Source organism: Ralstonia sp. UNC404CL21Col, from assembly GCF_000620465.1.
Lineage (GTDB): Bacteria > Pseudomonadota > Gammaproteobacteria > Burkholderiales > Burkholderiaceae > Ralstonia > Ralstonia flatus.
In genome coordinates this window covers 261,591-287,377 of the sequence record NZ_KK211140.1, presented here as the reverse complement: position 1 = coordinate 287,377, position 25,787 = coordinate 261,591, and the positions used below count along the sequence as shown (strand labels likewise).

The window sequence follows — 25,787 nt, the reverse complement described above, 5'->3', positions numbered from 1 at the left end:
GGCAATTGATACTTTTTACGACTCAATAATCGCTCAATAATATATTTGACGCGCCATTTCTCCAAGCGCATGCTGGGCGCCAGCCAGTTGACTACAACGATAGTGCCGATCCCACGGAGACCCCCATGCCAGACAACAAGCGTTCCCAGCACATCACACAGGGCGTGGCGCGCTCGCCCAACCGCTCGATGTACTACGCGCTGGGCTACACGAAAGACGACTTCAACAATCCGATGATCGGCGTGGCCAACGGCCATTCGACCATCACGCCGTGCAACTCCGGCCTGCAGAAACTGGCCGATGCCGCGGTGGCTGCCGTGAAGGACGCCCGCGCGAATCCGCAGATTTTCGGCACGCCCACCATTTCCGACGGCATGTCGATGGGCACGGAGGGCATGAAGTTCTCGCTGATCTCGCGCGAAGTGATTGCCGACTGCATCGAGACCTGCGTCAACGGCCAATGGATGGATGGCGTCATCGTCATCGGCGGCTGCGACAAGAACATGCCCGGCGGCATGATCGCCCTGGCGCGCACGAATGTTCCGGGCATCTACGTGTACGGCGGGACCATCAAGCCGGGGCACTGGAAGGGCAAGGACCTGACCATCGTCTCGTCGTTCGAGGCCGTGGGCGAATTCACCGCCGGTCGCATGAGCGAGGAGGACTTCGAGGGCATCGAGAAAAACGCCTGCCCGTCGAGCGGTTCGTGCGGCGGCATGTACACGGCCAACACGATGAGTTCGTCGTTTGAAGCGCTGGGCATGTCGTTGCTGTATTCATCGACGATGGCCAATCCCGATCAGGAGAAGGTCGACAGCGCCGCCGAATCCGCCCGCGTGCTCGTCGAAGCCGTGCGCCGCGACCTGAAGCCGCGCGACATCATCACGCGCAAATCCATCGAAAACGCCGTGGCCGTCATCATGGCGACCGGCGGCTCGACCAACGCCGTGCTGCATTACCTGGCCATTGCTCACGCGGCGGAAGTGGAATGGACCATCGATGACTTCGAGCGGGTCCGCCAGCGCGTGCCCGTCATCTGCAACCTCAAGCCGTCGGGCCAGTATGTGGCCACCGACCTGCACGAGGCCGGCGGCATCCCGCAGGTGATGAAGCTGCTGCTCAACGCCGGCCTGCTGCATGGGGATTGCATCACCATCACGGGCAAGACGCTGGCGGAAGAACTCGCCAATGTGCCCGACCAGCCGCGCGCCGATCAGAACGTGATCCTGCCCATCGACAAGGCGCTCTACAAGGAAGGTCACCTCGCCATCCTGAAAGGCAATCTTGCCGAGGAAGGCGCCGTAGCAAAGATCACCGGCCTGAAGAACCCGGTCATCACCGGCCCGGCGCGCGTGTTCGACGACGAGCAAAGCGCGATGAGCGCAATCCTGGGCGACCAGATCAAGGCCGGTGACATCCTCGTACTGCGCTATCTGGGGCCGAAGGGCGGTCCGGGCATGCCGGAGATGCTGGCCCCGACGTCAGCCATCATCGGCAAGGGCCTGGGCGAGTCGGTCGGCTTTATCACCGACGGACGTTTCTCGGGCGGTACGTGGGGCATGGTGGTCGGCCACGTCGCGCCTGAAGCGTATGTGGGCGGCACGATCGGCCTCGTGCACGAAGGCGATTCGATCACCATCGACGCGCACCAGCGACTGCTTCAGTTGAATGTGCCCGACGACGAGCTTGCCCGCCGCCGTGCCGCGTGGAAGCAGCCGGCGCCGCGCTATACGCGTGGTGTGCTGGCGAAGTTTGCAAAACTGGCAGCAACGGCCAGCAAGGGTGCGGTAACGGACTGAGTTGTTGGCGACACCCACAAAAAACCCGCCAGACGGCGGGTTTTTCTTTGCGCGATCAGCGCTGCGGCGGCTTCTGCTGCGCGGCGAGCGCATCGTCCAGCGCGGCGCCCAGCCAATCCATGAGGCGGGCCTCCAGCGTGCGCGTCAATTCCGCTGCGAGCTGTTCACTCAGCAAGGAGAGGCGCGATTCCATGGCGGCGCGGCATTGCGCTTCGATCAACGCAGGCCATTCGGATTGGAAACGCCACATCACGTCGCCCATCACGCGGGCGGCGTCGGTGCCTGCGGGCGGCATGGCCGACGTGGGGGCAAGGCCTTGCTCGCGCAGGGCGGGCGGGATGTCTGCGTTGGAGGCTTCAGCAGGCGTGCGCGGCGGTGCGGCGGGCGCTACAGCGGGTGCAGCGTCCACCAGTTCGACGATCTCCGTCAGAACCGGGATGTTGTTGTCCGCCTGGGACCCGGGATAGCGTCCGTCGGTCATGCGCGCCCCACGTCGTGGTGTTGGATCGGATAACCGCGATCGCGGTAGAAACGGAAGCGATCGCGCGCAGCGGCGCGATCGGCATCGTCATCGCCCACGATTTCGATCAACCGGCTGAAGCGCGCGAACAGCGCAGGCGGCTCAGGCGACAGGTTGACCAGGATGTCGTGATGCGGCGCGTCGTCCAGCGGCTCGGTTGCATCGGCCAGCAGGATGGGTGTCTGCGCGGCGAGCGGATGCCGCAGGCCGCAGTGCGGCAGGAAATCGAGCTGGCTGAATGTCCACAGCTGCGTGTCGAACGCCTCCAGCGCAGCGTGATCTCCGACCACAATCACCTTCTGGCCCGCGCCGTAGGCCTTGCGCACGAGCCGGCACGCGTACGCCAGCTTGCCGGGCACATTGCTGTGGAAATCGACGCGGGTCATACAGTGCAGTGCCTCCGGCTCGTCAACCGCGGTCCATCAGGAAGCGCGTCAGCAGCGGCACCGGGCGGCCCGTGGCGCCCTTGGCTGCGCCGCTCTTCCACGCCGTGCCGGCGATGTCGAGGTGGGCCCAGTCGTACTTTTCGGTAAAGCGCGCCAGGAAGCAGGCGGCCGTCACGCTGCCGGCCGGGCGGCCGCCGATATTGCCCATGTCGGCAAAATTGGACTTGAGCTGTTCCTGGTATTCCTCGTCCAGCGGCATGCGCCACGCGGTGTCGAGCGACTGCTTGCCCGCCGCCACCAGGGCATCGGCCAGCGCATCGCTGCGGGCGTACATGCCGGTGTTGATGTGGCCCAGCGCGATGATGCAGGCGCCCGTGAGCGTTGCAACGTCGATCACCACGGCCGGCTTGAAGCGCTCCACGTAGGTGAGCGCATCACACAGGATCAGACGGCCTTCGGCGTCAGTGTTCAGGATCTCGATGGTCTGGCCCGACATGCTCGTCACCACGTCGCCCGGTTTGGTGGCGATGCCGCTGGGCATGTTCTCGCAGGTCGGCACCACGGCGATGACGTTCTGCTTGAGGCCCATCTCTGCCACAGCGCGCAGCGTGCCCAGCACGGAGGCAGCGCCGCACATGTCGTACTTCATCTCGTCCATGCCCTCACCCGGCTTGAGCGAGATGCCGCCCGTATCAAACGTGATGCCCTTGCCGACCAGCACCACCGGAGCCTGCTTGGCGGGACCGCCTTCATAGCGCAGCACGATGAACTGCGGCGGCTCTTCGCTGCCCTTGGTCACGGCCAGGAAGGCGCCCATCTTCAGGGCTTCGATCTGCTTGCGGCCGAGCACTTCGACCTTCAGCTTGAAATCCTTGGCGATCTGGCGTGCGGTGTTGGCCAGGTAGGTCGGCGTGCAGATGTTGGACGGCAGGTTGCCCAGGTCACGTGTGAGGTCCATGCCGTTGGCGATGGCGGTACCGCGCGTGGCGGCCACGCTGGCTGCTTTGGCGTCGGCGGCCGGCACCGACAGCACGAGCTTGCGCAGACCGGTGCTGCTCTTGTCCCGCTTGCTCTTGAGTTCCGGGTGGCGCTCGATGAAGCGGTAGCTGGCTTCGCGGATGAGCGTGACGGCGGTCAGCACGGCCCAGGCGGTGTCCTTGTCGCGCGCGGTGTGCTCGGTGAGCGTCCACGTCACGCTGGCGGCCTTGGTGCTGGCCAGCGCGCGCAGTGCGGTGCGCACGGCTTCGGCGTAGGCGCGGTCGGTGAAGTCGGCTTCCTTGCCCAGACCGACCAGCAGCACGCGGGCGGCGCCCACGCCGGCCACTTCGTGCAGCAGCAGCGACGTGCCGCGCTTGCCTTCAAAATCGCCCAACTTGACGAGGCGGGCAACCAAGCCCTTGGTGGCCACGTCCAGTGCCTTTGCGGCGCCGGCCAGGGTCTGCGACTCGAACAGACCGATCACGAGGCAATCGCTCTTGGCGGCCAACGCGCCGGCTTTGGCCCAGTCCAGGGCTTTTGTGCTAAATTCCATCGCGCTTCTCTCTATGAGGCGAGTCAACGAAAGCCCATATTATCCGCGATTTTGCGCAGGGGCTCCGGTGGAACGCACACTGGTCACGACCTCGCCCTCCCATCCCGCATCCGCATGATTTTCGAACAAGCCCTGCGACGCGAGCTGTCCTTCACCGCCGGCGCCGTCTTTCTCGTGCTGCTGACGTTCATGCTGACCACCCTGGTGATCCGCATCCTCGGCATGGCCGCCAACGGCGAGGCGAATCCGAACGACGTCCTGCTCCTTATCGGCCTGGCAACGCTGGGCTACCTGGCGATTCTGCTGTGCGCCACGCTCTTCATCTCGGTGTTGCTGGTGCTGACGCGCTGGTACAAGGATTCCGAGATGGTGGTGTGGTTCACCTCGGGCATCAGCCTGACGGATTTCATCCGCCCCGTGCTGCGCTTCTCGCTGCCGTTCATCGTGCTGGTGGCGCTGCTGGCGCTGTTCGGCTGGCCGTGGGCCAACCAGCAGAGCGCGCTGTTCCGCGACCGCTTCGAGCAGCGCGACGTGCTGTCGATGATCTCCGCCGGCCGCTTCATCGAGCCCGCGCACGGTAACTACGTGCTCTTCATCGAGGGCGTCGATAACGGCATGAAGCACGCCCGCAACCTGTTCGTCGCCAATGCCGAGCAGGACAAGATCGGCGTGGCGATGGCCAAGACCGGTGAATTCAAGACCATGCCCAACGGCGACCGCTTTGTCGTGCTCGACAAGGGCCGCCGCTATGAAGGCACGCCCGGCAAGCTCGACTACCGCATCGTCGAATTCGACAAATACGGCGTGAAGGTCGCCAACAAGCCACCCCAGGCCGACGCCAACCTGCCGACCAAGAGCCGCTCCACCAAGGACCTGCTCGCCAATCCGACGCCCGAGAACCTCGGCGAACTGGTCTGGCGGATCGGCCTGCCGCTGCTGGCGCTGAACTTCGTGCTGATCGCCATTCCGCTGGCCTACGTCAACCCGCGTCTGGGCCGCTACACACCGATGATCTTCGCGGTGCTGATCTACCTGACGTATTCGAACCTGCTGAACCTGTCGCAGGCGTGGGTTTCGCAGGGCAAGATGAACGTGTTCATGGCCTGGTGGCCGATCCACCTCGTCGCCTTCATCTGCGCGGTGCTGCTGTTCCGCTTCCGGCATTACAGTGCGGCCGGCCTGAAGGGGATTTCCGCCGTGCTCGGCTTTGCGCCCAAGAAGGCGGGTGCATGATGAAGATGCCCGTCTACGAGAAGTACTTCGCGCGCCAGATCTACGGCGTGTTCGTCTTCATCCTGTTTGCGGTGCTGGCGCTGTTCATCTTCTTCGACATGCTGGGCGAGCTGGGCTCGGTGGTCGGACGCTACACCACGCTGGTCGCGTTTTTCCACGTGATGCTGCAGGCGCCGACGCGGGTGTATGAGGTGATTCCGGTGGCGGCGCTCATCAGCGCCATCTATGTGTTTTCGCAGATGGCAAGCCAGTCGGAGTTCACGATCTTCCGCGTGGCGGGGCTGGATACGCGGCGGGCGCTGCTGTCGCTGTTCAAGATTGCGCTGCCGCTGGCTCTCGTGACGTACATCTTTGGTGAATTCATCGGGCCGAAAGCAGAAGAGTACGCACAGAAGGTGCGACTGGAAGCGCTGGGCGCGACGGTGTCGGCCGGCTTCCGTTCAGGCGTGTGGGTGAAGGATCGTGGCCCCGCCAAGCCCGACGGCACGGGCGGCGAAGTGACCCGCTTCGTCAACGTGGGCGCACTGCAGCCGGACCAGTCCATCAAGGGCCTGCGCATCTATGAATTCGATTCGGACTACCGCCTGAGTTCGATCCGCGTGGCAGAGCAGGCGCGCTACCAGGGCCACCAGAACTGGCAACTGAACGACGTGACGGAGACGCGCTTCATTGAATTCCCGCGCAAGCCCGGCACAGTCGCCCCGCAAGACACCGTGCAGGCCGTGCCGGGCGCACCCGATGCGTTGGCGCCCGACTTCCGCGGCGAGCAAACCAAGCTGCCGCACCAGGAGATGCGCTCCGAGCTGACGCCGCAGATCCTGTCGGTGCTGATGGTCACACCCGACCGCATGGCCACGCTGGACCTCTTCCAGTACATCCGCCACCTGCGCGACAACAAGCAGGACACGCAGCGCTACGAGATCGCGCTGTGGAAGAAGGTGGTCTATCCGTTCACCGTGCTGGTGATGATGGCGCTGGCCCTGCCCTTTGCGTATCTGCATGCACGTGCGGGGGCGGTCGGCCTGAAGGTGTTCGGCGGCATCATGCTGGGGCTGTCGTTCCAGCTCGTCAACAATCTGTTCTCGCACGTCGGCCTGCTGAACACCTGGCCGGCCATCTTCACGGCCATCGTGCCGGGCGCGCTGTATCTGGCACTGGCGCTGGTCAGCCTGCGCTGGGTGGAGCGCCACTGATGGCGGCCCGCGCGCTTGTTCTGTTTGCGCACGGCGCGCGCGATGCCCGCTGGCGTGAACCGTTCGACCGCCTGCGCGAGCGTTTGGCAACGCAGCAGCCTAACGTCGACACACGCCTCGCCTTTCTCGAACTGATGGCGCCCGATCTGCCGGGCACTATCGAAGACCTGGCCGCAAAGGGCACGCGGAGCATCACCATCGTGCCGGTGTTCTTCGGCCAGGGCGGCCACTTGCGGCGCGATCTGCCTGCGCTGATCGCGCAATGCGCGCAGGCTCACCCCACGCTTTCCATCCGTTGCGTCGACGCCGTTGGCGAAGACGACGCCGTGCTCGACGCCATCGCCGGTTACTGCGTCCGCCAACTCGGCTAAGCCAGACCGTCCTGCTGCGATTGGGCTACGCGCGCAAAGCGCGCATGCACGTTGTTCTCGACGTGAAAGCCGTGCGGGTCGAACTCCACCAGCTCCAGTGTCAGCCCGAGATAACGGCGCGCAAACACGTCGGCCAGATGCGCGCGCATGGCGGCGAACATAGCCGCACAGATCGGCCCCGTCACGTTTTTGGGCCGGCCAGCCTTGATCCTGAACGTCACGTGGATGAAGGCGTCGTCCGCACCGCCGTCGGCCATGCGGTACTGGTCCAGGCGCAGCGCGCGCGTGCGGATGCCCGCGGTGGGAAATACATCGGCGTGGCCGATCAGCACATCGTTGAGCGTGCGCATCAGCTCGGGGATGCGCGCATCGGGTTCGACATTCGCGGTGTATTCAATGATGACGTGCGGCATCGCAGGCGCCTGAAAAGAACGTTAGGTGATTAACGCACCACCGCGGCTTCAGTGGACAGCGCCGTTTCGAGCGCATCCACGACCCGCCCCAGCCGGCCGAGCGACGGCCCCCGTTGCACGCACACATCCCAGAGTGCGGGCGCCGCTGCCAGCTTGTGCGCCGAGAGCGCGCCCTCGGCAAGCTGGGCGCCGATGAGTCGCAACGGCGCGAAGCCGAGCCCGAAACCCTCCGCCACCAACGCATGCTGCAACGGCACCGATTGCACCTCTGCAGCCACGTTTGGTGTCAGCCGATCAGCCTCGTAGCGCCCGAGCAACCAGGCGCGCATCTCGCACCCGGCCGGATTCAGCACCCAGGCTTCGTCCCGGACATGCGCCATCGACACGGCGGCCGGCAGCTTGCGCGAGGGCGCGGCAATGAGACTGACCGGCTCCGTGCCGATCACGCGGATACCGCCGTCCGATCGATGGCCGGTAACACCTGAGGGCGCCAGCCACAGCGCTGCATCCAGCTCGGCGCGCTGAAGACGCTCACGCAGGACGCCGCCCCACTCGCAGCTCAAACAAAACGACACCGCCGGATAGCGCTCCCGCAGGCCGGACAGTACACGCGCGAATCGCGCGTCGCCCACGGCGTGGCTGACGCCCACACGCAGCACGCCTTCCGGTTCGCCCGAAGACCGCACGCTCCCGCGCAACGCTTCGAATTCGCCGACGATGGTGCGGCACCGGGCAAGCACCGCCTCGCCCTCGGCTGTCAGGCGGAATGGCTTGACGCGACGGTCGAAGAGCACGGTATCCAGCGCGCGTTCAAGCCGCTGAATCTGCTTGGTGACGGCCGGCTGCGTGAGCGGCAGGCGCTCCGCTACGCGAGCGATCGAGCCCGTCTGCGCCAACAGCACAAAGGTACGCATTTCCTCGAGCATGTCGACATTCCTCTTCGTTATGTTTTTTCTGACCAAATTGAATTGGATTCATCTTATGACATGCGCCACAGTCGTGCCAGACGCGCCTCGTGCGCGGCCACCAAAACTTCAGCGAAGAGGAACCCATGAAAGCCCTGGCTCTGACCGACGGTTACGGCATCGATGCCCTGCGCCCCATCGAACGGGATGACCCGACGCCCGCGCCCGACGAGGTCATCGTTCGGACGCGCGCCGCATCGCTCAACTACCGCGATCTCGAAATCGTCTGCGGCACCTTTTTCACGCGCTTTCCGTTGCCGCTGATTCCGCTCTCGGACGGGGTTGGCGAGGTCGTGGCGGTGGGCGAACGCGTCACGCGCGTGCGCCCCGGGGACCGCGTGGCCGGCACGTTCTGGCAACGTTGGGATGCCGGCGACTTCCGCAACGCCGACACGCGCCGCATGCTCGGCGGCCCCATCGACGGCTGGCTGGCCGACACCATGCGGCTGGACGCCGGTGGCGCGGTGATCGTCCCTGCGCACCTGAGCGACGCAGAGGCGGCCACACTGCCCTGCGCGGGGGTCACCGCCTGGCATTGCCTGATCGAAGCAGGCAACCTGCAACCCGGCGAGACCGTCCTTGTGCAGGGCACGGGCGGCGTGTCGATGTTCGCCGTGCAATTTGCGCGGATGGCCGGCGCGCGGCCCATCGTGCTATCCAGCAGCGACGCCAAGCTGGAGCGCGTCCGGGCCCTGGGCGTTCCCGAGTCGGACACGATCAACTATCGATCGACGCCGGATTGGCATGAAGCCGTCTTGGCACGCACGGAAGGCCGGGGCGTCGATCACGTCATCGAAGTGGGCGGCGGCGGCACGCTGCAGCGCTCGCTGAAGGCGTTGCGGATGGGGGGACAGATTCACCTCGTCGGTTACCTCGCCGGGCGCGAGGGCGGCGTCACGCCGCTGGAGATCTTTGCGCGCAAGGCGGTAATCCGGCCGGCCTCGGTTGGGCCACGCGCGTCATTTGAAGCGATGAACCGCGCGCTGGCATTGCACGGCCTGCACCCGATCGTCGATCAGGTGCTGCCTTGGCAGGACGCGCCCGAAGCGTTCGGGGCACTGCAGGCCGGGAAGGTGTTTGGGAAGATTGCGCTGACGTTCTGAGGCCGGCTGAAGGCCTCACGCAGCCAGGATATGCGGCTCGCCCGCGAGAATTTCCGGCGCCGCTGCCGAGGCACGCACGGCAAAGGCGTCGCCGATCATCAGCAGGCTCGGATGCTCGGGGTTGATCCACTGCGCAGCAGCGCCATCGGCCATCTGCTGCAGCGTGAAGCACGCCGAGCGCTGCTCCGGCGTGGTCGCAGCCTCGACCACCCAGGCGGGTGTCGACGGTACGCGGCCACGGGCGATCAGGTCGGCTGCGATGGAGGCAGCCTGATCACGGCCCATGTAGTAGACGAGCGAATCGGCCTGCGCGACGGGGCCGGGCACGACGCCTTCGGGTTGCGGCGTGTCCGGATCGGTTGCCTTGGCTTGCGTAACAAACGCGACGCTGCGAGCGACGCCGCGCTTGGTCAACGGCTGACGAATGGCCGATGCGGCTGCCAGCGCGGCCGTGATGCCCGGAACGATTTCGTAGTCGATGCCGGCTTGCTCCAGCGCCTGCAGTTCTTCATCGGCGCGGCCGAACAGCATCGGATCCCCGCCCTTGAGGCGCACCACGCGTTGGTACTTCGTGGCCAGATCGACGAGCTGCCGGTTGATGAAGCGCTGCGCCGTCGAACGCTTGCCACATCGCTTGCCCACCGGAATGAGCACGGCCTGCGGGCAGTACTGGAAGACCTCTGGCGAGACGAGGGCGTCGTGCAGCACGACCTCGGCTTCGCCCAACAACCGTGCGCCGCGCACCGTGATGAGGTCCGCAGCGCCAGGGCCCGCACCAATCAGGCTCACGTGGCCGAGTGTCTTGTGGGTCTTCGCTTCCATTTGCAGCTTCCTTTGCCTTTTCCTGGCGGAGCGCAAGTTACTGCGCCCCTTTTACATTAGGAAAACGCACGGATCATGCCAGCCGCCACCGTATGGTGCGTGGCTTCGTCCACCAGGATAAACGCGCCGGTGGCCGGGTTATCGCCATACACATCGCACACGATCGGCTTCTGCAGGCTGATATTGACCGTGCCGATATCGTTGAGCGCGATCTGCTTGCGGCCGGTTTCGTGCGACAGCGTATGCACGTCGAGCACGCGTTCCACATCCGACACGCGTGCGAATACGGTGGCCGTGGTGTGCTTGAGCACGTATTTGCGCGCCGGGTTCAGCTCGTGTTCGTCGAACCAGCACAGGTCGGCGTGCAGCTTCTTGGCGGCGTTGGCGGCAGTGGTCGGAGCCGCGACGATGGTGTCGCCGCGCGAAATGTCCACATCGTCGGCCAGACGCACGGTGATGGTCTCGCCCGGGCCGGCCGCATCAGCTGAGCCATTGGGCGTCAGCACTTCGGCCACGGTGGTTTCGCGGTTGGCAGGCAGCACGCGCACGGCCTGGCCAACGCGTACGGTGCCGGCTTCCACACGGCCCATGTAGCCGCGGAAATCATCGGCTTGCGAGCCATCCTGGCGTGCCACCAACTGCACCGGGAAGCGCAGCGCATCGTCGCCCACCGGCGCGGTCTCTTCCACCTTCAGGTCTTCGAGCAACGCAAGCAGCGGCTCGCCCTGATACCAAGGCATAGCTTCGGAGGCATGCACGATGTTGTCGCCGCGCAGCGCCGACACCGGCACATAGCGCACGTCGTGCAGGCCGAGTTGCGTGGCCAGTGCGTCGTAGGCGGTGCGGATTTCGTTGAAGCGCGCTTCGCTGTAGTCGACCAGGTCCATCTTGTTGATGGCCACGATCACGTGCTGCAGTTCCAGCAGCTTCACGATGGCCGAATGGCGCTTGGTCTGCGCCAGCAGCTCAGTCTTGCCGTCGACGGTCGTCACGCGCGTCGCGTCAATCAGAATGATGGCGGCATGCGCGGTCGAGGCGCCCGTCACCATGTTGCGCGTGTACTGCTCGTGGCCCGGCGTGTCGGCAATGATGAACTTGCGGCGCGCGGTCGAGAAATAGCGGTACGCCACGTCGATCGTGATGCCCTGCTCACGCTCGGCTTCCAGGCCGTCGGTCAGCAGCGAGAAATCGATCTGCTCGCCGGCGGTACGCTTGTTCTTGGCGTTGGCCAGCGCTTGCAGCTGGTCAGTCAGCACGGCCTTGCTGTCGTACAGCAGGCGACCGATCAGCGTGCTCTTGCCGTCGTCGACGGAACCGGCGGTGATGAAGCGCAGCAGGCCTTGGTGCGATGCTTGATTTGTCATGATCAGAAATACCCTTCCTTCTTGCGCTTCTCCATCGAGGCTTCGCTCGTCTGGTCGTCCATGCGCGTGGCGCCGCGTTCGGTGATTTCGGTCACGGCTGTCTCGGCGATGATCTCGGCCGGCGTGGCGGCCGTGCTCGCCACGGGGCACGTGCAGCTGATGTCGCCCACGGTGCGGAAGCGCACCGACAGGACTTCGCTCACGTCGCCATCGGCCTTGGGCGTGATCGGCGTAACCGGCACCAGCAGGCCGTTCTTGCGCACGACTTCACGCTGATGCGCGTAGTAGATCGGCGGCAGGTCCAGGTTCTCGCGGGCGATGTACTGCCACACGTCGAGTTCCGTCCAGTTGGAGATCGGGAACACGCGCATCTGCTCGCCCTGCGCCATGCGGGCGTTGTACAGGCTCCAGAGTTCCGGGCGCTGCGCCTTCGGATCCCACTGGCCGAATTCGTCGCGGAACGAGAAGATGCGTTCCTTCGCACGGGCCTTCTCTTCATCGCGACGGGCGCCGCCCATCAGGGCATCGAAACCGTTCGCTTCGATCGTTTCCAGCAGTGTGACGGCCTGTGCGGCGTTGCGCGAATCGGTTTCCTTGCGCAGGCGCACGGTGCCGCGCTTGATGGAATCTTCCACGTGGCCGACCACCAGGCGCGCGCCGAGTTCGGCAACGCGCTGGTCCCGAAACTGGATCACTTCCGGGTAGTTGTGCCCCGTATCGATGTGCACCAGCGGGAATGGCAGTTCGATCTTGCGGTCACCCAGACGGAAGGCCTTGAGCGCCAGATGCAGCATGACGATCGAATCCTTGCCGCCGGAAAACAGCAGCGCCGGATTGCGGCACTCGGCCACCACTTCACGAATGATGTAGATCGACTCGGCTTCCAGCCAGTCGAGGTGTTCGTTCTGCACCGGCGTCAGGGCCGTGCCGGGGATCTCGCTCATCACTCCCATGATTCTTCCTTCGCTTTCGCTCAATTCTGTTGCGACGGGTGCGTCGCCGAACTTGTCACCGCATTTGCCGCATGCAGACCGCATTCCTTGCTGTCGCGCGATTCCCACCACCAGCGGCCGGCGCGCACATCCTCGCCAGCACGCACCGCGCGCGTGCAAGGCTCGCAGCCGATGCTGGGATACCCCTTGTCGTGCAACGCGTTGGTGGGCACGTTGTGCTGCTCGAGGTACGCCCAGACTTCGGCCTCGGACCAGTCGAACAGCGGGTTGTACTTGGCGATGCCGCGGGCCTCGTCATCTTCGGCAAACGGCAGATCGGCACGCGTGACGGCCTGTTCGCGGCGCTGGCCCGTAAGCCACGCGTCGGCGTCTTTGAGCGCGCGGTTCAGCGGCACCACCTTGCGGATGTTGCAGCAGGCCTTGCGCAGCTCGATGCTGTCGTAAAAAGCGTTGAGGCCGTGGTCGCGCACGTAGGCTTCCACCGCGCGAGCGTCCGGCGCGTACTGCTCGATGGCATAACCGTAATGCGCCCGGACGCGATCGAGCATCTCCAGCGTTTCGGCGTGCAGGCGGCCCGTCTGCAACGTGAAGATCGGCAGGTGCGCGCGCACGGCCTCGGGGCTGCGCAGGATCGCATCGGTCACGACCATGTCTTCGGCAGCGAGGCTGGTGGCGAACTTCGCCACGCCGTGCTTGGCGGCAATCTCAGCCAGGCGTTCGAACAGCGCGGCTTCCTTCGCGGCCAGGGCTTCAGCCGTGCCGGTGTAGGCCGGACGCGTCCAGAGCACCGGGCGACCGATTGCGGACACCGGCACTTCGGACACGCTCACGTCTTGCACGTCGCTCACGCGGCCTCCTGAACGGCACGCTCGCGACGGAACAACGGACGCGGCTCGTCGACGGCGCCTTGGTAGCGCACGCTGATCTCGCCGAAGCCATTCAGTGCATCGTCGATGTTCTTGTCTGCGCGCACGGCGTAGGCGTCGAAACCGCAACGGCGCATGAAGTCGAGCTGGTCGCGCAGCACGTCGCCAATGGCGCGCAGTTCACGCGTGAAACCCAGGCGCTGACGCAGCAGGAACGCGGTGCTGTAGCCTCGGCCATCGCGGAAGACCGGAAAATCCACCGCCACGAGCGACAGGTTCGGCAGATCGGCTTCCAGGGCGAACGGCTCGTCGTCCGGAGCTAACCAGACGGCCAGCGTGCCGGCGCGCGCGCGGCCGAGCAGTGCGTCGCGGTGGGCTTGCCAATAGGCCAGCGGCACGATGGCGTGCGCGGCAGCATCCACATCGGCTTGCGTCAGTTCGCCGCCTTCCGGCGCGCGCAGCACGGTCCATTCGTCAGCCACGATTTGCGGGGCACCGTTTTGCAGCTTGATGATCTTGCTCATGTTCGTTTCCCTCGCATTCAGGCTTCTGCACGGGCGTAGACGCGTTCCTTGAACGGGGTCATGCCGATGCGGTGATAGGTGTCGATGAACAGCTCGTCTTCTGTGCGGTTGGCAACAAAGGTGTCGATGATGCGCTCGATCACGTCGGGCATTTCTTCGGCCTTGAACGACGGCCCGATGATTTTGCCGATCGCCGAATCGTTGCCCTGCGCGCCGCCCAGCGACACCTGGTACCACTCTTCGTCGTGCTTATCGACACCCAGGATGCCGATGTTGCCAACGTGGTGGTGACCGCACGAGTTGATGCAACCCGAGATGTTGAGCGACAGCTCGCCCAGGTCGTGCACGTAATCGAGATCGTCGAAACGCGCCTGGATTGCCTGCGCGATGGGGATCGACTTGGCGTTGGCCAGCGAGCAGAAATCGCCGCCCGGGCACGCAATGATGTCGGTCAGCAGGCCGATGTTGGCGGTGGCCATGCCGTGCTCCTTGGCCAGCTGCCACAGCTCCAGCAGGTCGTGCTTCTTCACGTCCGGCAGGATCAGGTTCTGCTCGTGCGCGACACGCACCTCGCCAAAGCCGAAGCGCTCCGACCAATCCGCCACCAGCGCCATCTGCTCGGCCGTGGCATCGCCCGGGGGCAGCGCCGCACCCGGCTTGAGCGACAGCGTGACCGCGGCGTAGCCCGGCACGCGGTGCGGATGCACGTTGCGGCTGACCCAGCGTGCGAACGCCTTGTTCTCCAGCAGCGCCTTTTCATAGCCGGCATCGGTGTCGGCCAGCTTTTCATACGCGGGCGGCGCGAAGAACTGCGCCACGCGGTCGAATTCGGCCTGCGTGATGGTCGAGGGGCCGTCCTTGATGTGCTGCCACTCTTCTTCCACCTGGCGCGCAAACTCCTCAGCGCCGATGGCCTTCACGAGAATCTTGATGCGCGCCTTGTACTTGTTGTCGCGACGGCCGTAGCGGTTGTACACGCGCACGGCAGCTTCGATGTACGACAGCATGTGCTGCCACGGCAGGTCTTCCTTGATGATCGCGCCCAGGATCGGGGTACGGCCCATGCCGCCACCGGCCAGGATGCGCAGCAGCGTCTGGCCGTCTTTCTCATAGGCGTAGACGCCGATGTCGTGCAGTTGCGTCACGGCGCGGTCTTGGCGCGAGGCCGACACCGCAATCTTGAACTTGCGCGGCAGGAAGGCGAACTCGGGGATGAACGTCGACCATTGGCGCAGGATTTCCGCCAGCGGGCGCGCGTCGATCACCTCGTCCGGTGCCACGCCGGCAAACTGGTCGGTCGTGATGTTGCGGATGCAGTTGCCCGAAGTCTGGATGGCGTGCATTTCGACCGAGGCCAGCTTGGCCAGGATGTCCGGCACCTGCTCCAGTTCGATCCAGTTGTACTGGATGTTCTGGCGCGTGCTGAAGTGGCCGTAGCCGCGGTCGTGCTCCGCCGCGATATGGCTGAGCATGCGCATCTGGTTGGCGCGCAGATGGCCGTACGGAATCGCCACGCGCAGCATATAGGCGTGGCGCTGGTAGTACAGGCCGTTCTGGAGGCGCAGCGGCAGGAACTCTTCTTCGGTCAGTTCGCCCGAGATACGGCGGCGCACCTGGTCGCGGAACTGCGCAACGCGGTCGGCGACGAGGCGGTGATCGTAAGCGTCGTATTGGTACATGACTGTTCAGTCCAATCCGGCTGGGCCGGCATGCGATTCAATTGGGGGAATGCGTTTCGTTATGGCGCTGCTGTCGTCTCAGCGACAACAGCGGCAATCAAGCGGCGCCGGCATGAATTCACGCATCACGACACCAGCTTGATGGCCGTGATCGTCAGCGTGGCGGCAAGCGCGCCGCGCACCAGACGTTCCGGCAGATTCTTGGACAGGCGCGCGCCCAGCCAGATACCCGGGATGGAGCCGACCAGCAGCGACACCAGGAGGTTCCAGTCGATGGTGCCCAGGTACATGTGACCCAGGCCCGCCACGGCCGTCAGCGGCACGGCATAGGCGATGTCGGTGCCGGCCACTTCGGCGCTCTTCAACTCGGGATACAGGATCAGGATGAGCGTCGCGCCCACCGCACCGGCACCGATGGACGACACCGTCACCAGCACGCCCAGCACCGCGCCAACGAGAATCGTCGCCACGGCGAGCGTGGTGCCCTGCAGGCGATAGCGCGGATTGCGGGCCAGCCAGCCCAGCACGCGCTGGCGGAACAGCAGCGAAATTACCGTCAGGATGACCGACACGCCGATCGTCAGGCGAATCACGTGCATCCATTCAGCATCGAGATTGCCGGCGCTCTTCAGCACGATCACCGTCACCAGCGCCGCGGGCAGGCTGCCCAGGCAGAGGCGCTTGACGATGTCCCAGCGGATATGGCCGTGGCTGCGGTGCGCGATCGTGCCGACGCCCTTGGTCAGCGAGGCGAATGCCAGGTCCGTGCCCACGGCGGTCGCCGGCGAAAAGCCGAACATTAGCGTCAGCAGCGGAGTCATCAGCGAGCCGCCGCCAACGCCCGTCAGGCCGACCAGAAGGCCAACCAGCAGACCGGAAATCGTATAGGCAAGCGTCATGGCGCAGGGACAGTGAGGGCGTGTTATCACGAAGTTCGAGCATCGTAATGAACTGGCCTCATATCCCAAACCAATAAAAAATTGTTTGTTTATATGGCGTCGGTTATAAGTAGCGTTCAGTTCGCACCCGTTCTTCTTATTGACCGCGCAGCCATGAACCTCCACCAATTCCGCTTCGTGCGCGAAGCCGTGCGGCAGAAATTCAACCTGACAGAGGCCGCAAAAGCGCTCTATACATCACAACCTGGTGTCTCTAAGGCCATCATCGAGCTGGAAGAGGAGCTGGGCGTCGATATCTTCACCCGGCACGGCAAGCGCATCCGGGGTCTCACAGAGCCGGGACGGCGCATCCTCGCCTCCGTCGAGCGCGTGCTCGAAGAAGTCGAAACCCTCAAGCGCGTCGGCAAGGACTACGCCGCACAGGACCAGGGCAACTTCACCATCGCGACCACGCACACGCAGGCGCGCTACGCGCTGCCCAAGGCCATCGCCGAATTCACGCGCAAATATCCCAAGGTCCGCCTTTCCATTCAGCAGGGCACGCCCGCGCAGATCGCCGAGATGGTGCTGCACGACCAGGCCGACATCGCCATCGCCACCGAAGGCATGTCGCACGTGAAGGATCTGATCTCGATCCCGGGCTACCAGTGGCAGCATGTGGTGGTGACGCCGCCTGACCACCCGCTTCTGTCGCGCCAGCACCTGACGCTGGACGACCTGAAGGGTTACCCGATCATCACGTACGACCACCACTTTGCAGGCCGGCCCAAGATCGACCACGCGTTCGAGCTGCGCCAGATCAAGCCCGACATCGTGCTCGAAGCCATCGACGCCGACGTCATCAAGACGTACGTGGAAGTGGGCCTGGGCGTGGGCATCGTGGCCGGTGTCGCGTTCGATGCCGAGCGCGACCGCAACCTGCGCGCCATTCCGGCCGGACACCTGTTCGGCACCAACGTCACGCACCTGGGCGTCAAACAAGGGGCGTACCTGCGCGGCTTCGTCTACACCTTCATCGAACTGTTTGCGCCGACGCTCACGCGCAAGCTGGTCGAACAACTCATGTCCGGCGATCACGAAGCGTACGAGCTTTGATCCGCCGGCAATCTGCAACACTCGAACCTCCCGGAGATTCCATGACGACCCGACGTCGCCTGCTGTGCGGCATGGCCCTCTTTGCCAGCGCTGCTGCACTTGCCCTGCCTGCCCAAGCCGACATCCGCGTGGGCGTGGTGCTGTCCACCACCGGCCCCGCCGCGGCCATCGGCATTCCCAGCAAGAACACCGTGCAGATGTGGCCGGCCACCATCGGCGGCCAGCGCGCGCAGGTGATCGTGCTCGACGACGCCTCCGACCCGTCGATGGCCGTGCGCAACGTGCGCAAGCTGATCGCCGAAGACAAGGTCGATGTCATCGTTGGCCCGACGATTGTGCCGACGGCACTGGCCTCGCTCGATGCCGTGGCCGAAGGGCAAACGCCGATGGTTACGCTCGCCGCCTCGGCCTCCATCGTCGAACCGCAGGACGCCAAGCGCCGCTGGGCCTTCAAGATGCCGCAGAACGATTCGCAGATGGCCACGCTCGTCACCCAGCACATGGCGGACAACGGCGTGCACACCGTCGGCTTCATCGGCTTTACGGATGCGTATGGCGAGAGCTGGTGGCGTGAATTCTCGAAGCTGGCCGACGTGCGCAAGTTGCGCGTTGTGGCCAACGAACGCTTTGCGCGCACCGATACCAGCGTGACGGGGCAGATTCTCAAACTGATGGCGGCCAAGCCCGACGCCATCCTGATTGCCGGGGCCGGCACCCCCGCCGCCCTGCCCCAGCGCACGCTGGTGGAGCGCGGCTACAAGGGCCGCATCTATCAGACGCACGGCATCGCCAGCACCGAATTCCTGAAGGTGGGCGGCAAGGATGTGGAAGGTACGCTCTTCCCGACCGGCCCCGTGGTCGTGGCGCGCGAGTTGCCGGCCGGCCACCCGGTGCGCAAGGTCGCCGTGGAATTTGCCGATCGCTATGAAGCTAAGTACGGCGCCAACACCGTCACGCAATTCGCGGGCGATGCATGGGGCGCGTGGCAGCTGCTCGACAACGCCACGGCGCGGGCACTCAAGAGCGGCGCCACGCCCGGCACCCCCGCCTTCCGCGCCGCCCTGCGCGACGCGCTGGAAACGACGCGCGATCTGACCGTGCCCAACGGCGTGCTGAACCTGAATGCCCAGGATCACCAAGGCTTCGACCAACGTTCGCGCGTGATGGGCATCATCAAGAACGGCCGTTTCGCATACGCCGGCCCGCGCTAATCCACCACGCAGAGATTCGCCATGACACGCATTGCCTTCATTGGCCTCGGCAACATGGGCACGCCGATGGTCCAGCACCTGATTGCCGCCGGGCACACCGTGCGCGCCTATGTGCGCCGTCCGGAAGCGGCCCACAACGCCCGCGCCCTCGGCGCCGAGCCCGTCAACACGCCCGCCGAAGCGGCGCGCGACGCGGAGATGATCTTCACCAACGTCACGTCCACGGCCGATGTGGAAAGCGTGCTGCTCGGGCCGGACGGCGTCATCCATGGCGCGCCGCGTGGCGCGGTGTGCATCGATCACAGCACGATCTCCGCTGTCGCCACACGCCGGATCGCGGCCGATTTGGAAGCGGCGGGCCTGGAGTTCCTGGATGCGCCGGTCTCAGGCGGCACTGCCGGGGCGCAAAAGGCCACGCTGTCGATCATGGTCGGCGGCAAGGCCGATGTGCTGGAACGCGTGCGGCCGCTGCTCCAACTGCTGGGCACGACGATCACGCACGTCGGCGATCACGGGGCCGGCCAAGTCGCCAAGGCGTGCAACCAGATTGTGCAGGTCATCAACATCCAGGGCATTGCCGAAGCCATGCTGTTTGCGCGCGCGCAAGGTACCGATCCGTCGCGCGTGCTGGCTGCCATCGGCCCGGGCTTTGCCGGCAGCCGCATGCTCGACCTGGAGGGGCCCAAGATGGCCGAGCGCAACTTTGCCGCCGGCATCGAAGCGCGTCTGCACGACAAGGATTTCGGCCTCGTACGCGAGATCGCCCAGGAACTCGGCCTGCAGATGCCGGCGATGGAGCTGGTGGCTTCGCAGCTCAATACGCTGGTCGCCAACGGCTGGGGGTATGACGACACGGCGTCGCTGCTGCGTGTGCTCGAGCAGCAGAACAACCAGCAGCCGGATTGAGCGTCTTCCGGCTCGCCTTGTTTGCCTGGCCGGACTTCTGGCATAATTGCCGGCTCATCAGCACCTGCCCGAGTGGTGAAATTGGTAGACGCAGGGGACTCAAAATCCCCCGCCGCAAGGCGTGCCGGTTCGATTCCGGCCTCGGGCACCAGAATTCAAGCCGCTTCTGTTCACGCAGAAGCGGCTTTTTCATTGGGCGTTCGGCAACGCGATGACAGCCGGCAACACGCCCAGCGCGGCGTGGGATAATGGCGGTTTTGCGCCCGGGCGCGGCTCAAGAGGTTGATCGCACGGGCGCGCGAGGGCCTTTATCCGCGTGGCCCGCCCCACCATCGACTTTCTTCAGCACCCAAAATGCCCGCATACCGTTCCAAAACCTCCACCGCCGGCCGCAACATGGCGGGGGCACGCTCGCTGTGGCGCGCCACCGGCATGAAAGACGAAGACTTCCAGAAGCCGATCATCGCGGTGGTCAACTCGTTCACCCAGTTCGTTCCCGGCCACGTGCACCTGAAAGACCTGGGCCAGCTCGTCGCGCGTGAGATCGAAGCCGCGGGCGGTGTTGCCAAGGAATTCAACACGATCGCCGTGGATGACGGCATCGCCATGGGCCACGACGGCATGCTGTATTCGCTGCCCAGCCGCGACATCATTGCCGACTCGGTCGAATACATGGTCAACGCGCACTGCGCCGATGCCATGGTCTGCATCTCCAACTGCGACAAGATCACCCCCGGTATGCTAATGGCCGCCATGCGCCTGAACATTCCGGTGATCTTCGTCTCGGGCGGCCCGATGGAAGCAGGCAAGACGCGCTTGGCCAACCCCGTCACCAAGGCCATCGAGATCAAGAAGCTCGACCTGATCGACGCGATGGTGATCGCGGCCGACAGCAAGTATTCCGACGAGGAAGTGGCCGAAGTCGAACGCTCGGCTTGCCCGACCTGCGGTTCGTGCTCGGGCATGTTCACGGCCAACTCGATGAACTGCCTGACCGAAGCACTCGGCCTGTCGCTGCCCGGCAACGGCACCGTGGTCGCCACGCACGCAGACCGCGAACAGCTCTTCAAGCGCGCCGGCCGCCGCATCGTCGAACTGGCCCGCCAGTACTACGAGCAGGACGACGAGCGCGTGCTGCCGCGCTCGGTCGGCTTCAAGGCATTTGAGAACGCCATGACGCTGGACATCGCGATGGGCGGCTCGACCAACACGATCCTGCACCTGCTGGCCATCGCGCAGGAAGCCGAGATCGACTTCACGATGGCCGACATCGACCGCCTTTCGCGCGTCGTGCCGCAGCTGTGCAAGGTTGCGCCGAACACGAACAAGTACCACATCGAAGACGTGCACCGCGCCGGCGGCATCATGGCCATCCTGGGTGAGCTGGATCGCGCCGGCAAGCTGCACACCGACGCACCCACCGTGCACGCGCCCACGCTGAAGGACGCGCTGGACCAGTGGGACATCGTCCGCACGTCGGACGAAGCCGTGCAGACGTTCTACCGTGCCGGCCCGGCCGGTATCCCGACGCAGGTCGCGTTCAGCCAGAACACGCGCTGGCCCAGCCTGGACCTGGACCGCGCCGAGGGCTGCATCCGCTCGCACGAACATGCGTTCTCCAAGGAGGGCGGCCTGGCCGTGCTGAGGGGCAACATCGCGCTGGACGGCTGCGTGGTGAAGACCGCCGGCGTGGACGAGAGCATCCTCGTGTTCGAAGGCACGGCGCATGTGACGGAATCGCAGGACGAAGCGGTCGAGAACATCCTCGCCGACAAGGTCAAGGCCGGCGACGTGGTGGTCGTGCGCTACGAGGGCCCGAAGGGCGGCCCCGGCATGCAGGAAATGCTGTACCCGACGAGCTACATCAAGTCCAAGGGCCTGGGCAAAGCCTGTGCGCTGCTGACGGACGGCCGCTTCTCGGGCGGTACCTCGGGTCTGTCGATCGGTCACTGCTCGCCGGAAGCGGCTGCAGGCGGCGCGATTGGCCTGGTGCGCAACGGTGACAAGATCCGCATCGACATCCCCAACCGCACGATCAACGTGCTGGTGTCGGATGAAGAACTCGCGCGTCGCCGCGAAGAGCAGAACGCCAAGGGCTGGAAGCCTGCGCAGCCGCGTCCGCGCAAGGTGTCGGCCGCGCTCAAGGCGTACGCCAAGCTCGTCATGTCGGCGGACAAGGGCGCAGTGCGCGACCTGTCGCAACTGGACGACTGACGCAGCACGGGCCAAGCGCTCGATCCACGTGAAAAAAGCCGCTCTTCGGAGCGGCTTTTTCTATTGCGGCGGTGCTGCTATGTTCAATCCCAGTGCGGCGCCAGCCCGTCTGGTGAAACCTCGCGGCCGTTGCGCTCAAGCGCGGCGATCTGCGCCATGTCGTCGGCGGTCAGTTGCAGCGTTTTTGCGCGCAGGTTGCTCGCAAGATTTTCACGCTTGGTCGACGACGGGATCACCGAATAGCCCAGCTGCATCGCCCAGGCCAGCACGACCTGCGCCGGCGTCGCCTCGTGCCGCTGTGCAATCGCGTCGATCACCGGATCGCCCAGCACCTTGCCGTAGGCGAGCGTCATGTACGACGTGACATGAATGCCCTCGCGCTGCAGGAATTCGACGAGCTTGCGGTTCTGCAGATACGGGCTCAGCTCGATCTGGTTCGTCGCGATGGCGTCTTTGCCGACCACCGCCATCGCCTGTAGCGTCAGCGCGATATTGAAGTTCGAGACGCCGATCTCGCGCGTCAAACCCCGGGCCTTGGCGTCGGCCAGCGCAGTCATGAATTCTTCGAGCGACACGCCGTTGTTGGGCGCAGGCCAGTGGATCAGCGTGAGGTCGACGTAATCGGTGCGCAGCTTGGCGAGGCTGTCTTCGAGGCTCGGCGCCAGCTTGTCCTTGGCGTAGTTGTCGACCCAGATCTTGGTGGTGAGGAAGAGGTCTTCGCGGCGCACACCTGAGCCGGCAATCGCCTCGCCCACGTCGGCTTCGTTGCCGTAGATCTGTGCGGTGTCGATTGCGCGGTAGCCGAGTTCCAGGCCATTGCGAACCGAGTCGATGACAACCTGGCCCTTCAGGCGGAACGTGCCGAGGCCGAAAGCGGGAATCTTGTTCATCTTGTGCTCCAGGGAAAATCGAATCAGGGGTTCATGGCGAGGCGTGCCCGACGCTGCACGACGTGCAGTCCCACCAGCGCAAGGCCCGCCGCAGCGATCACCGCGCCGACAATCGGCACCGCCGCATAGCCCAGGCCTGCGGAGATGGCCGCACCGCCCGCTGCCGCGCCCAGCGCGTTGCCGAGGTTGAATGCACCCACATTGACCGACGATGCAAGGCCCGGCGCTTCAGCCGCGGCACGCATCACGCGCATCTGCAGCGGCGGCACGACCGCGAACGTGGCAATGCCCCACACCAGCAACGCGGCGGCCGCACCGACGTGCGTTTTGGCCAACACGGGAAACGCGAGCATCGTCACGATCAACAGCACGAGGAAACCGATCAGGCTGCCGTCGAGCGAGCGATCGGCCAAGCGGCCGCCGGCAATGTTGCCAATCGAAAAGCCGATGCCGATCAGCACCAGCATGGCCGTCACGAACGCCGGCGAGGCACCGGTCAGCTGGGCGAGCGTCGGGGCAACGTACGTGTAAAGCGTGAACATCGCGCCGGCACCGAGCACCGTGGTGGCAAGCGCGCCAAGCACCACGGGACGTGTCAGCACGGCCAGCTCGGCGCGCAGGTTGGGCATCTTGCCGGCATCGCCCTTCGGCAGTGCGGTGAACAGGCCCGCGATGGCGATCAGGCCCAGGCTTGCCGTGGCGGCAAACGACATGCGCCAGCCGATCATCTGGCCCAGCCACGTCGCGGCCGGCACACCCCCGACGTTGGCGATCGTCAGGCCCATGAACATCGTTGCCACGGCGCTGGCCTGCTTCTCCCGCGGCACAAGGCTGGCGGCTACCACCGAACCCAGCCCGAAGAATGCGCCGTGGTTGAGGCTGGTGACGAGCCGGGCGAGGAGCAGCGTCGTGTAATCCGGCGCCACAGCAGAGAGCAGATTGCCGATGGTGAAGATGCTCATCAGCGCGATCAGCGCCTTGCGGCGCGGCCAGCGTGCGAGCAACAGCGTCATGATCGGCGCGCCGACCATCACGCCGATGGCGTATGCGCTGATCAGCATGCCGGCCTGCGGAATCGATACATGCACGCCGTCGGCAATCACGGGCAGCAGGCCCATCGGCGAGAACTCGGTCGTGCCGATGCCAAAGGCGCCGGCGGCAAGCGCGAGCAGTGGCAGCGTGGCGCTGCTGCGTTCGCGCTCGGTGGAAGTTTGGATGGAATTCATGCGGTGTACTCCAAGGCAGAGGAATGGAAAGCGGGCAGGACTTCTGCCGCGATTTCCGCAAACGTTTCAGCAAGCGGGCGACGATTTCGGCGGAAATGCAGCCCGATATGCTGCACACCGGCCTCACGCATCGCCGCCAATTCTTCGGACAATGCAATGCGCCCGGCGCGTGCGCCAAAGCGATGACGTTGCAGCGGTTCGTGCGGGTCATCCGCCAGATCGAGGTGGATGAAGCTCACGTAGGGCTTGTCGCCGGCAACGGCACGCCATGCGGCGGCGCGTTGCGCGTGATCGGCCGGTGTGCCCGGATAGGCAAGGCAACCGTCCATGTGCGCGCCGATCCAGGCCGGCGTCTGTTGCGCGAGGCCGGCCACCAGCAGCGGAACCGGCGTGCGCACGGCCGGAAGAACTTCCAAGCCGGCGGGCAACCTGTCGCGCGCGCCATCACGCAATAGCGCGATCTGGTCGCGGAAGTTGGCGCCGCGCGACTCGAAGTCGCGGCCGAACAGCGGATATTCGACAGGCCGATCACCGCTGGCCACGCCGAGCAGCAGACGACCGCCGCTCAACTCCTGGATCGTCGCGGCCGACTTGAGCGTCAGCAGCGGCTCGCGCAACGGCAGCACCACGGCGGCCGTGCCGAGCAGGATGTTGCGCGTGATGCCGGCCAGGTAGCCGAGGTACGAGAACACTTCGAACACCTGCGCCGCATCGCCGAACGCCGGGTCGTAGACCGGCACATCGCGCACCCACAGGGCACGAAAACCGAGCGAATCAGCGAGCTTGGCGAGCGTCGCGTGGTGTTCAAGATCAGGGACACCGTGACGGCGCCCGTCACGCAGGCGCTTCGCGTCGCCGGCCGGGGACCAATCGTTGTCGAGCGGCAACTCGATGCCGATGCTGAAGCCGCCGTGTGTCAGTTTGTCGAGTGCGGGGGACATGGTTGTGACCGGTTCAAACGGCGCTGAAGAGACAGCGCCTGCGACCGGCGTAATGAGCATGGATGGCAGTGTGCGGGTTCCACCTTTGCAGAAAAACCCGTCCGCCGACGAAACAGTCTTGATTGTCAATCAACAATGCATGTGGATTGGGGCGCACTGCAGGGTGTCAGCACAGCGCGCGCGTCGGCTTTCCAATATATGTCACATAGTGATATATTCGGCCGCAAACCCATTATTTGCGCCATGTCCACTTCCGCACGCCCTTTGTCCAAGCAGGATTTCGAGAATCTCTCCAATTTCCGCTACCACCTGCGCCGCTTCCTGCGCGCGTCCGAAGATCTGATCCAGGCCAAGGGCATCACCCCGCTGCAGTATCAACTGCTGCTGCACGTGAAAGGCTATGCCGGGCGCGAATGGGCCACCGTTGGCGAACTGGCCGAGCGCCTGCAGGCGGCGCCGCACGGCACGGCGGCGCTCGTCACGCGTTGCGAAGAAGCCGGCCTGGTCGTGCGCCGTCAGAGCGATACCGACGCGCGCCAGGTGGAAGTGCATCTTTCCAGAAAGGGCGATCACCTCGTTGCGCTGCTGGCCGAGCTGCACCAGAGCGAGCTGTCGGCCTTCAGCCGCGCCTTCAAGCTTCCGCACCTCGATCAACCTGCCGAACCCACGGCCGAGCAGTAACG

The 25,787-nt window shown here is 65.1% G+C and carries 25 protein-coding genes and 1 tRNA gene; 11 read left to right on the top strand and 15 right to left on the bottom strand.

The window, feature by feature from the left end:
• Positions 1–125: 125 nt before the first annotated feature.
• Positions 126–1,799, top strand: a complete 1,674-nt coding sequence (gene ilvD, locus N511_RS0119290; protein ID WP_027680770.1) for a dihydroxy-acid dehydratase — start codon at positions 126–128, stop codon at positions 1,797–1,799.
• A gap of 55 nt (positions 1,800–1,854) precedes the next feature.
• Here ilvD (N511_RS0119290) and N511_RS0119285 read toward each other — a convergent pair whose 3' ends face one another.
• Genes N511_RS0119285 through N511_RS0119275 form a run of 3 tightly spaced genes read right to left on the bottom strand, consistent with a single transcriptional unit; the run spans position 1,855 to position 4,236 of the window.
• Positions 1,855–2,280, bottom strand: a complete 426-nt coding sequence (locus N511_RS0119285; protein ID WP_027680769.1) for a DUF2486 family protein — start codon at positions 2,278–2,280, stop codon at positions 1,855–1,857.
• On the bottom strand, positions 2,277–2,705 hold the full coding sequence (locus N511_RS0119280; protein WP_027680768.1) for a DNA polymerase III subunit chi: 429 nt from the start codon (positions 2,703–2,705) through the stop codon (positions 2,277–2,279). Before N511_RS0119280 ends, N511_RS0119285 begins: the two co-directional genes overlap by 4 nt.
• A 22-nt stretch (positions 2,706–2,727) precedes the next feature.
• Positions 2,728–4,236: a leucyl aminopeptidase gene (locus N511_RS0119275; protein ID WP_027680767.1), complete on the bottom strand. Its 1,509-nt coding sequence runs from the start codon at positions 4,234–4,236 to the stop codon at positions 2,728–2,730.
• 114 nt (positions 4,237–4,350) lie between these two features.
• On the opposite strand from N511_RS0119275, the gene lptF reads away from it, so the two are divergent.
• The 3 genes from lptF to N511_RS0119260 are packed head-to-tail and all read left to right on the top strand — an operon-like array spanning position 4,351 to position 7,033.
• Positions 4,351–5,469 carry an LPS export ABC transporter permease LptF gene (gene lptF / locus N511_RS0119270; protein ID WP_027680766.1) on the top strand — a complete coding sequence of 373 codons (1,119 nt, stop codon included), beginning with the start codon at positions 4,351–4,353 and terminating at the stop codon, positions 5,467–5,469.
• A complete protein-coding gene (lptG, locus tag N511_RS0119265; RefSeq protein ID WP_081785426.1) occupies positions 5,469–6,662 on the top strand; it encodes an LPS export ABC transporter permease LptG in 1,194 nt (397 codons plus the stop codon). Before lptF ends, lptG begins: the two co-directional genes overlap by 1 nt.
• Positions 6,662–7,033: a sirohydrochlorin chelatase gene (locus N511_RS0119260; protein WP_027680764.1), complete on the top strand. Its 372-nt coding sequence runs from the start codon at positions 6,662–6,664 to the stop codon at positions 7,031–7,033. Before lptG ends, N511_RS0119260 begins: the two co-directional genes overlap by 1 nt.
• Here the strand turns inward: N511_RS0119260 and N511_RS0119255 are convergent.
• Complete coding sequence (locus N511_RS0119255; protein ID WP_027680763.1) at positions 7,030–7,446, bottom strand: 5-carboxymethyl-2-hydroxymuconate Delta-isomerase; 417 nt, start codon at positions 7,444–7,446, stop codon at positions 7,030–7,032. The genes N511_RS0119260 and N511_RS0119255 overlap by 4 nt on opposite strands.
• 29 nt (positions 7,447–7,475) lie before the next feature.
• Positions 7,476–8,372: a LysR family transcriptional regulator gene (locus tag N511_RS0119250; protein ID WP_027680762.1), complete on the bottom strand. Its 897-nt coding sequence runs from the start codon at positions 8,370–8,372 to the stop codon at positions 7,476–7,478.
• Between the two features lie 125 nt (positions 8,373–8,497).
• Here N511_RS0119250 and N511_RS0119245 point away from each other — a divergent pair, with 125 nt between their 5' ends.
• Positions 8,498–9,514: a zinc-dependent alcohol dehydrogenase family protein gene (locus N511_RS0119245; RefSeq protein ID WP_027680761.1), complete on the top strand. Its 1,017-nt coding sequence runs from the start codon at positions 8,498–8,500 to the stop codon at positions 9,512–9,514.
• A 15-nt stretch (positions 9,515–9,529) separates the two neighbouring features.
• Here N511_RS0119245 and cobA read toward each other — a convergent pair whose 3' ends face one another.
• From cobA to N511_RS0119210, 7 genes are all read right to left on the bottom strand, one after another.
• Positions 9,530–10,336: a uroporphyrinogen-III C-methyltransferase gene (gene cobA / locus N511_RS0119240; protein WP_027680760.1), complete on the bottom strand. Its 807-nt coding sequence runs from the start codon at positions 10,334–10,336 to the stop codon at positions 9,530–9,532.
• Between the two features lie 56 nt (positions 10,337–10,392).
• Positions 10,393–11,700: a sulfate adenylyltransferase subunit 1 gene (locus tag N511_RS0119235; RefSeq protein ID WP_027680759.1), complete on the bottom strand. Its 1,308-nt coding sequence runs from the start codon at positions 11,698–11,700 to the stop codon at positions 10,393–10,395.
• A gap of 2 nt (positions 11,701–11,702) precedes the next feature.
• Entirely contained in the window at positions 11,703–12,653 is a 951-nt protein-coding gene (cysD, locus tag N511_RS0119230; RefSeq protein ID WP_027680758.1) for a sulfate adenylyltransferase subunit CysD, read from the bottom strand.
• A 20-nt stretch (positions 12,654–12,673) separates the two neighbouring features.
• Positions 12,674–13,501 carry a phosphoadenylyl-sulfate reductase gene (locus tag N511_RS0119225; RefSeq protein WP_027680757.1) on the bottom strand — a complete coding sequence of 276 codons (828 nt, stop codon included), beginning with the start codon at positions 13,499–13,501 and terminating at the stop codon, positions 12,674–12,676.
• Complete coding sequence (locus tag N511_RS0119220) at positions 13,498–14,043, bottom strand: DUF934 domain-containing protein (protein WP_012762603.1); 546 nt, start codon at positions 14,041–14,043, stop codon at positions 13,498–13,500. Before N511_RS0119220 ends, N511_RS0119225 begins: the two co-directional genes overlap by 4 nt.
• 17 nt (positions 14,044–14,060) lie before the next feature.
• On the bottom strand, positions 14,061–15,722 hold the full coding sequence (locus tag N511_RS0119215; RefSeq protein WP_027680756.1) for a nitrite/sulfite reductase: 1,662 nt from the start codon (positions 15,720–15,722) through the stop codon (positions 14,061–14,063).
• 125 nt (positions 15,723–15,847) lie between these two features.
• Positions 15,848–16,621: a sulfite exporter TauE/SafE family protein gene (locus tag N511_RS0119210; RefSeq protein ID WP_027680755.1), complete on the bottom strand. Its 774-nt coding sequence runs from the start codon at positions 16,619–16,621 to the stop codon at positions 15,848–15,850.
• 153 nt (positions 16,622–16,774) lie between these two features.
• On the opposite strand from N511_RS0119210, the gene N511_RS0119205 reads away from it, so the two are divergent.
• The 5 genes from N511_RS0119205 (at position 16,775) to ilvD (N511_RS0119185) (ending at position 22,047) form a co-directional block, all read left to right on the top strand.
• On the top strand, positions 16,775–17,716 hold the full coding sequence (locus N511_RS0119205; RefSeq protein WP_012762606.1) for a CysB family HTH-type transcriptional regulator: 942 nt from the start codon (positions 16,775–16,777) through the stop codon (positions 17,714–17,716).
• A gap of 41 nt (positions 17,717–17,757) precedes the next feature.
• A complete protein-coding gene (locus tag N511_RS0119200) occupies positions 17,758–18,927 on the top strand; it encodes an ABC transporter substrate-binding protein (RefSeq protein ID WP_027680754.1) in 1,170 nt (389 codons plus the stop codon).
• 21 nt (positions 18,928–18,948) lie between these two features.
• The gene (locus N511_RS0119195) at positions 18,949–19,833 is read left to right on the top strand and encodes an NAD(P)-dependent oxidoreductase (protein WP_027680753.1); all 885 of its coding nucleotides are present in this window, start codon (positions 18,949–18,951) and stop codon (positions 19,831–19,833) included.
• A 66-nt stretch (positions 19,834–19,899) separates the two neighbouring features.
• Positions 19,900–19,984: transfer RNA gene (locus N511_RS0119190), tRNA-Leu, on the top strand.
• 203 nt (positions 19,985–20,187) lie between these two features.
• On the top strand, positions 20,188–22,047 hold the full coding sequence (gene ilvD, locus N511_RS0119185; RefSeq protein WP_027680752.1) for a dihydroxy-acid dehydratase: 1,860 nt from the start codon (positions 20,188–20,190) through the stop codon (positions 22,045–22,047).
• A gap of 83 nt (positions 22,048–22,130) precedes the next feature.
• Here ilvD (N511_RS0119185) and dkgB read toward each other — a convergent pair whose 3' ends face one another.
• From dkgB to N511_RS0119170, 3 genes are read right to left on the bottom strand one after another with little or no spacing between them, the layout of a single operon-like run.
• Entirely contained in the window at positions 22,131–22,937 is an 807-nt protein-coding gene (gene dkgB, locus N511_RS0119180; protein WP_027680751.1) for a 2,5-didehydrogluconate reductase DkgB, read from the bottom strand.
• 23 nt (positions 22,938–22,960) lie between these two features.
• On the bottom strand, positions 22,961–24,163 hold the full coding sequence (locus N511_RS0119175) for an MFS transporter (protein WP_027680750.1): 1,203 nt from the start codon (positions 24,161–24,163) through the stop codon (positions 22,961–22,963).
• Positions 24,160–25,104 (bottom strand): TIGR03571 family LLM class oxidoreductase, encoded by a 945-nt coding sequence (locus N511_RS0119170; RefSeq protein WP_027680749.1) that lies wholly within the window; start codon positions 25,102–25,104, stop codon positions 24,160–24,162. The genes N511_RS0119175 and N511_RS0119170 overlap by 4 nt, the downstream gene beginning before the upstream one ends.
• A gap of 243 nt (positions 25,105–25,347) precedes the next feature.
• On the opposite strand from N511_RS0119170, the gene N511_RS0119165 reads away from it, so the two are divergent.
• The gene (locus tag N511_RS0119165; protein WP_027680748.1) at positions 25,348–25,785 is read left to right on the top strand and encodes a MarR family winged helix-turn-helix transcriptional regulator; all 438 of its coding nucleotides are present in this window, start codon (positions 25,348–25,350) and stop codon (positions 25,783–25,785) included.
• Positions 25,786–25,787: the final 2 nt, after the last annotated feature.

What these genes read in the sequence shown, in the direction of transcription:
- N511_RS0119235 (WP_027680759.1), bottom strand. Translation starts at nt 11,700, where the DNA reads ATGACAAATCAAGCATCGCACCAAGGCCTGCTGCGCTTCATCACCGCC.
- ilvD (WP_027680752.1), top strand. Translation starts at nt 20,188, where the DNA reads ATGCCCGCATACCGTTCCAAAACCTCCACCGCCGGCCGCAACATGGCG.
- lptG (WP_081785426.1), top strand. Translation starts at nt 5,469, where the DNA reads ATGAAGATGCCCGTCTACGAGAAGTACTTCGCGCGCCAGATCTACGGC.
- N511_RS0119220 (WP_012762603.1), bottom strand. Translation starts at nt 14,043, where the DNA reads ATGAGCAAGATCATCAAGCTGCAAAACGGTGCCCCGCAAATCGTGGCT.
- N511_RS0119280 (WP_027680768.1), bottom strand. Translation starts at nt 2,705, where the DNA reads ATGACCCGCGTCGATTTCCACAGCAATGTGCCCGGCAAGCTGGCGTAC.
- N511_RS0119195 (WP_027680753.1), top strand. Translation starts at nt 18,949, where the DNA reads ATGACACGCATTGCCTTCATTGGCCTCGGCAACATGGGCACGCCGATG.
- cobA (WP_027680760.1), bottom strand. Translation starts at nt 10,336, where the DNA reads ATGGAAGCGAAGACCCACAAGACACTCGGCCACGTGAGCCTGATTGGT.
- N511_RS0119285 (WP_027680769.1), bottom strand. Translation starts at nt 2,280, where the DNA reads ATGACCGACGGACGCTATCCCGGGTCCCAGGCGGACAACAACATCCCG.
- N511_RS0119205 (WP_012762606.1), top strand. Translation starts at nt 16,775, where the DNA reads ATGAACCTCCACCAATTCCGCTTCGTGCGCGAAGCCGTGCGGCAGAAA.
- N511_RS0119215 (WP_027680756.1), bottom strand. Translation starts at nt 15,722, where the DNA reads ATGTACCAATACGACGCTTACGATCACCGCCTCGTCGCCGACCGCGTT.
- N511_RS0119210 (WP_027680755.1), bottom strand. Translation starts at nt 16,621, where the DNA reads ATGACGCTTGCCTATACGATTTCCGGTCTGCTGGTTGGCCTTCTGGTC.
- cysD (WP_027680758.1), bottom strand. Translation starts at nt 12,653, where the DNA reads ATGGGAGTGATGAGCGAGATCCCCGGCACGGCCCTGACGCCGGTGCAG.
- dkgB (WP_027680751.1), bottom strand. Translation starts at nt 22,937, where the DNA reads ATGAACAAGATTCCCGCTTTCGGCCTCGGCACGTTCCGCCTGAAGGGC.
- ilvD (WP_027680770.1), top strand. Translation starts at nt 126, where the DNA reads ATGCCAGACAACAAGCGTTCCCAGCACATCACACAGGGCGTGGCGCGC.
- N511_RS0119255 (WP_027680763.1), bottom strand. Translation starts at nt 7,446, where the DNA reads ATGCCGCACGTCATCATTGAATACACCGCGAATGTCGAACCCGATGCG.
- N511_RS0119260 (WP_027680764.1), top strand. Translation starts at nt 6,662, where the DNA reads ATGGCGGCCCGCGCGCTTGTTCTGTTTGCGCACGGCGCGCGCGATGCC.
- N511_RS0119165 (WP_027680748.1), top strand. Translation starts at nt 25,348, where the DNA reads ATGTCCACTTCCGCACGCCCTTTGTCCAAGCAGGATTTCGAGAATCTC.
- N511_RS0119175 (WP_027680750.1), bottom strand. Translation starts at nt 24,163, where the DNA reads ATGAATTCCATCCAAACTTCCACCGAGCGCGAACGCAGCAGCGCCACG.
- N511_RS0119170 (WP_027680749.1), bottom strand. Translation starts at nt 25,104, where the DNA reads ATGTCCCCCGCACTCGACAAACTGACACACGGCGGCTTCAGCATCGGC.
- N511_RS0119200 (WP_027680754.1), top strand. Translation starts at nt 17,758, where the DNA reads ATGACGACCCGACGTCGCCTGCTGTGCGGCATGGCCCTCTTTGCCAGC.
- N511_RS0119250 (WP_027680762.1), bottom strand. Translation starts at nt 8,372, where the DNA reads ATGCTCGAGGAAATGCGTACCTTTGTGCTGTTGGCGCAGACGGGCTCG.
- N511_RS0119275 (WP_027680767.1), bottom strand. Translation starts at nt 4,236, where the DNA reads ATGGAATTTAGCACAAAAGCCCTGGACTGGGCCAAAGCCGGCGCGTTG.
- lptF (WP_027680766.1), top strand. Translation starts at nt 4,351, where the DNA reads ATGATTTTCGAACAAGCCCTGCGACGCGAGCTGTCCTTCACCGCCGGC.
- N511_RS0119245 (WP_027680761.1), top strand. Translation starts at nt 8,498, where the DNA reads ATGAAAGCCCTGGCTCTGACCGACGGTTACGGCATCGATGCCCTGCGC.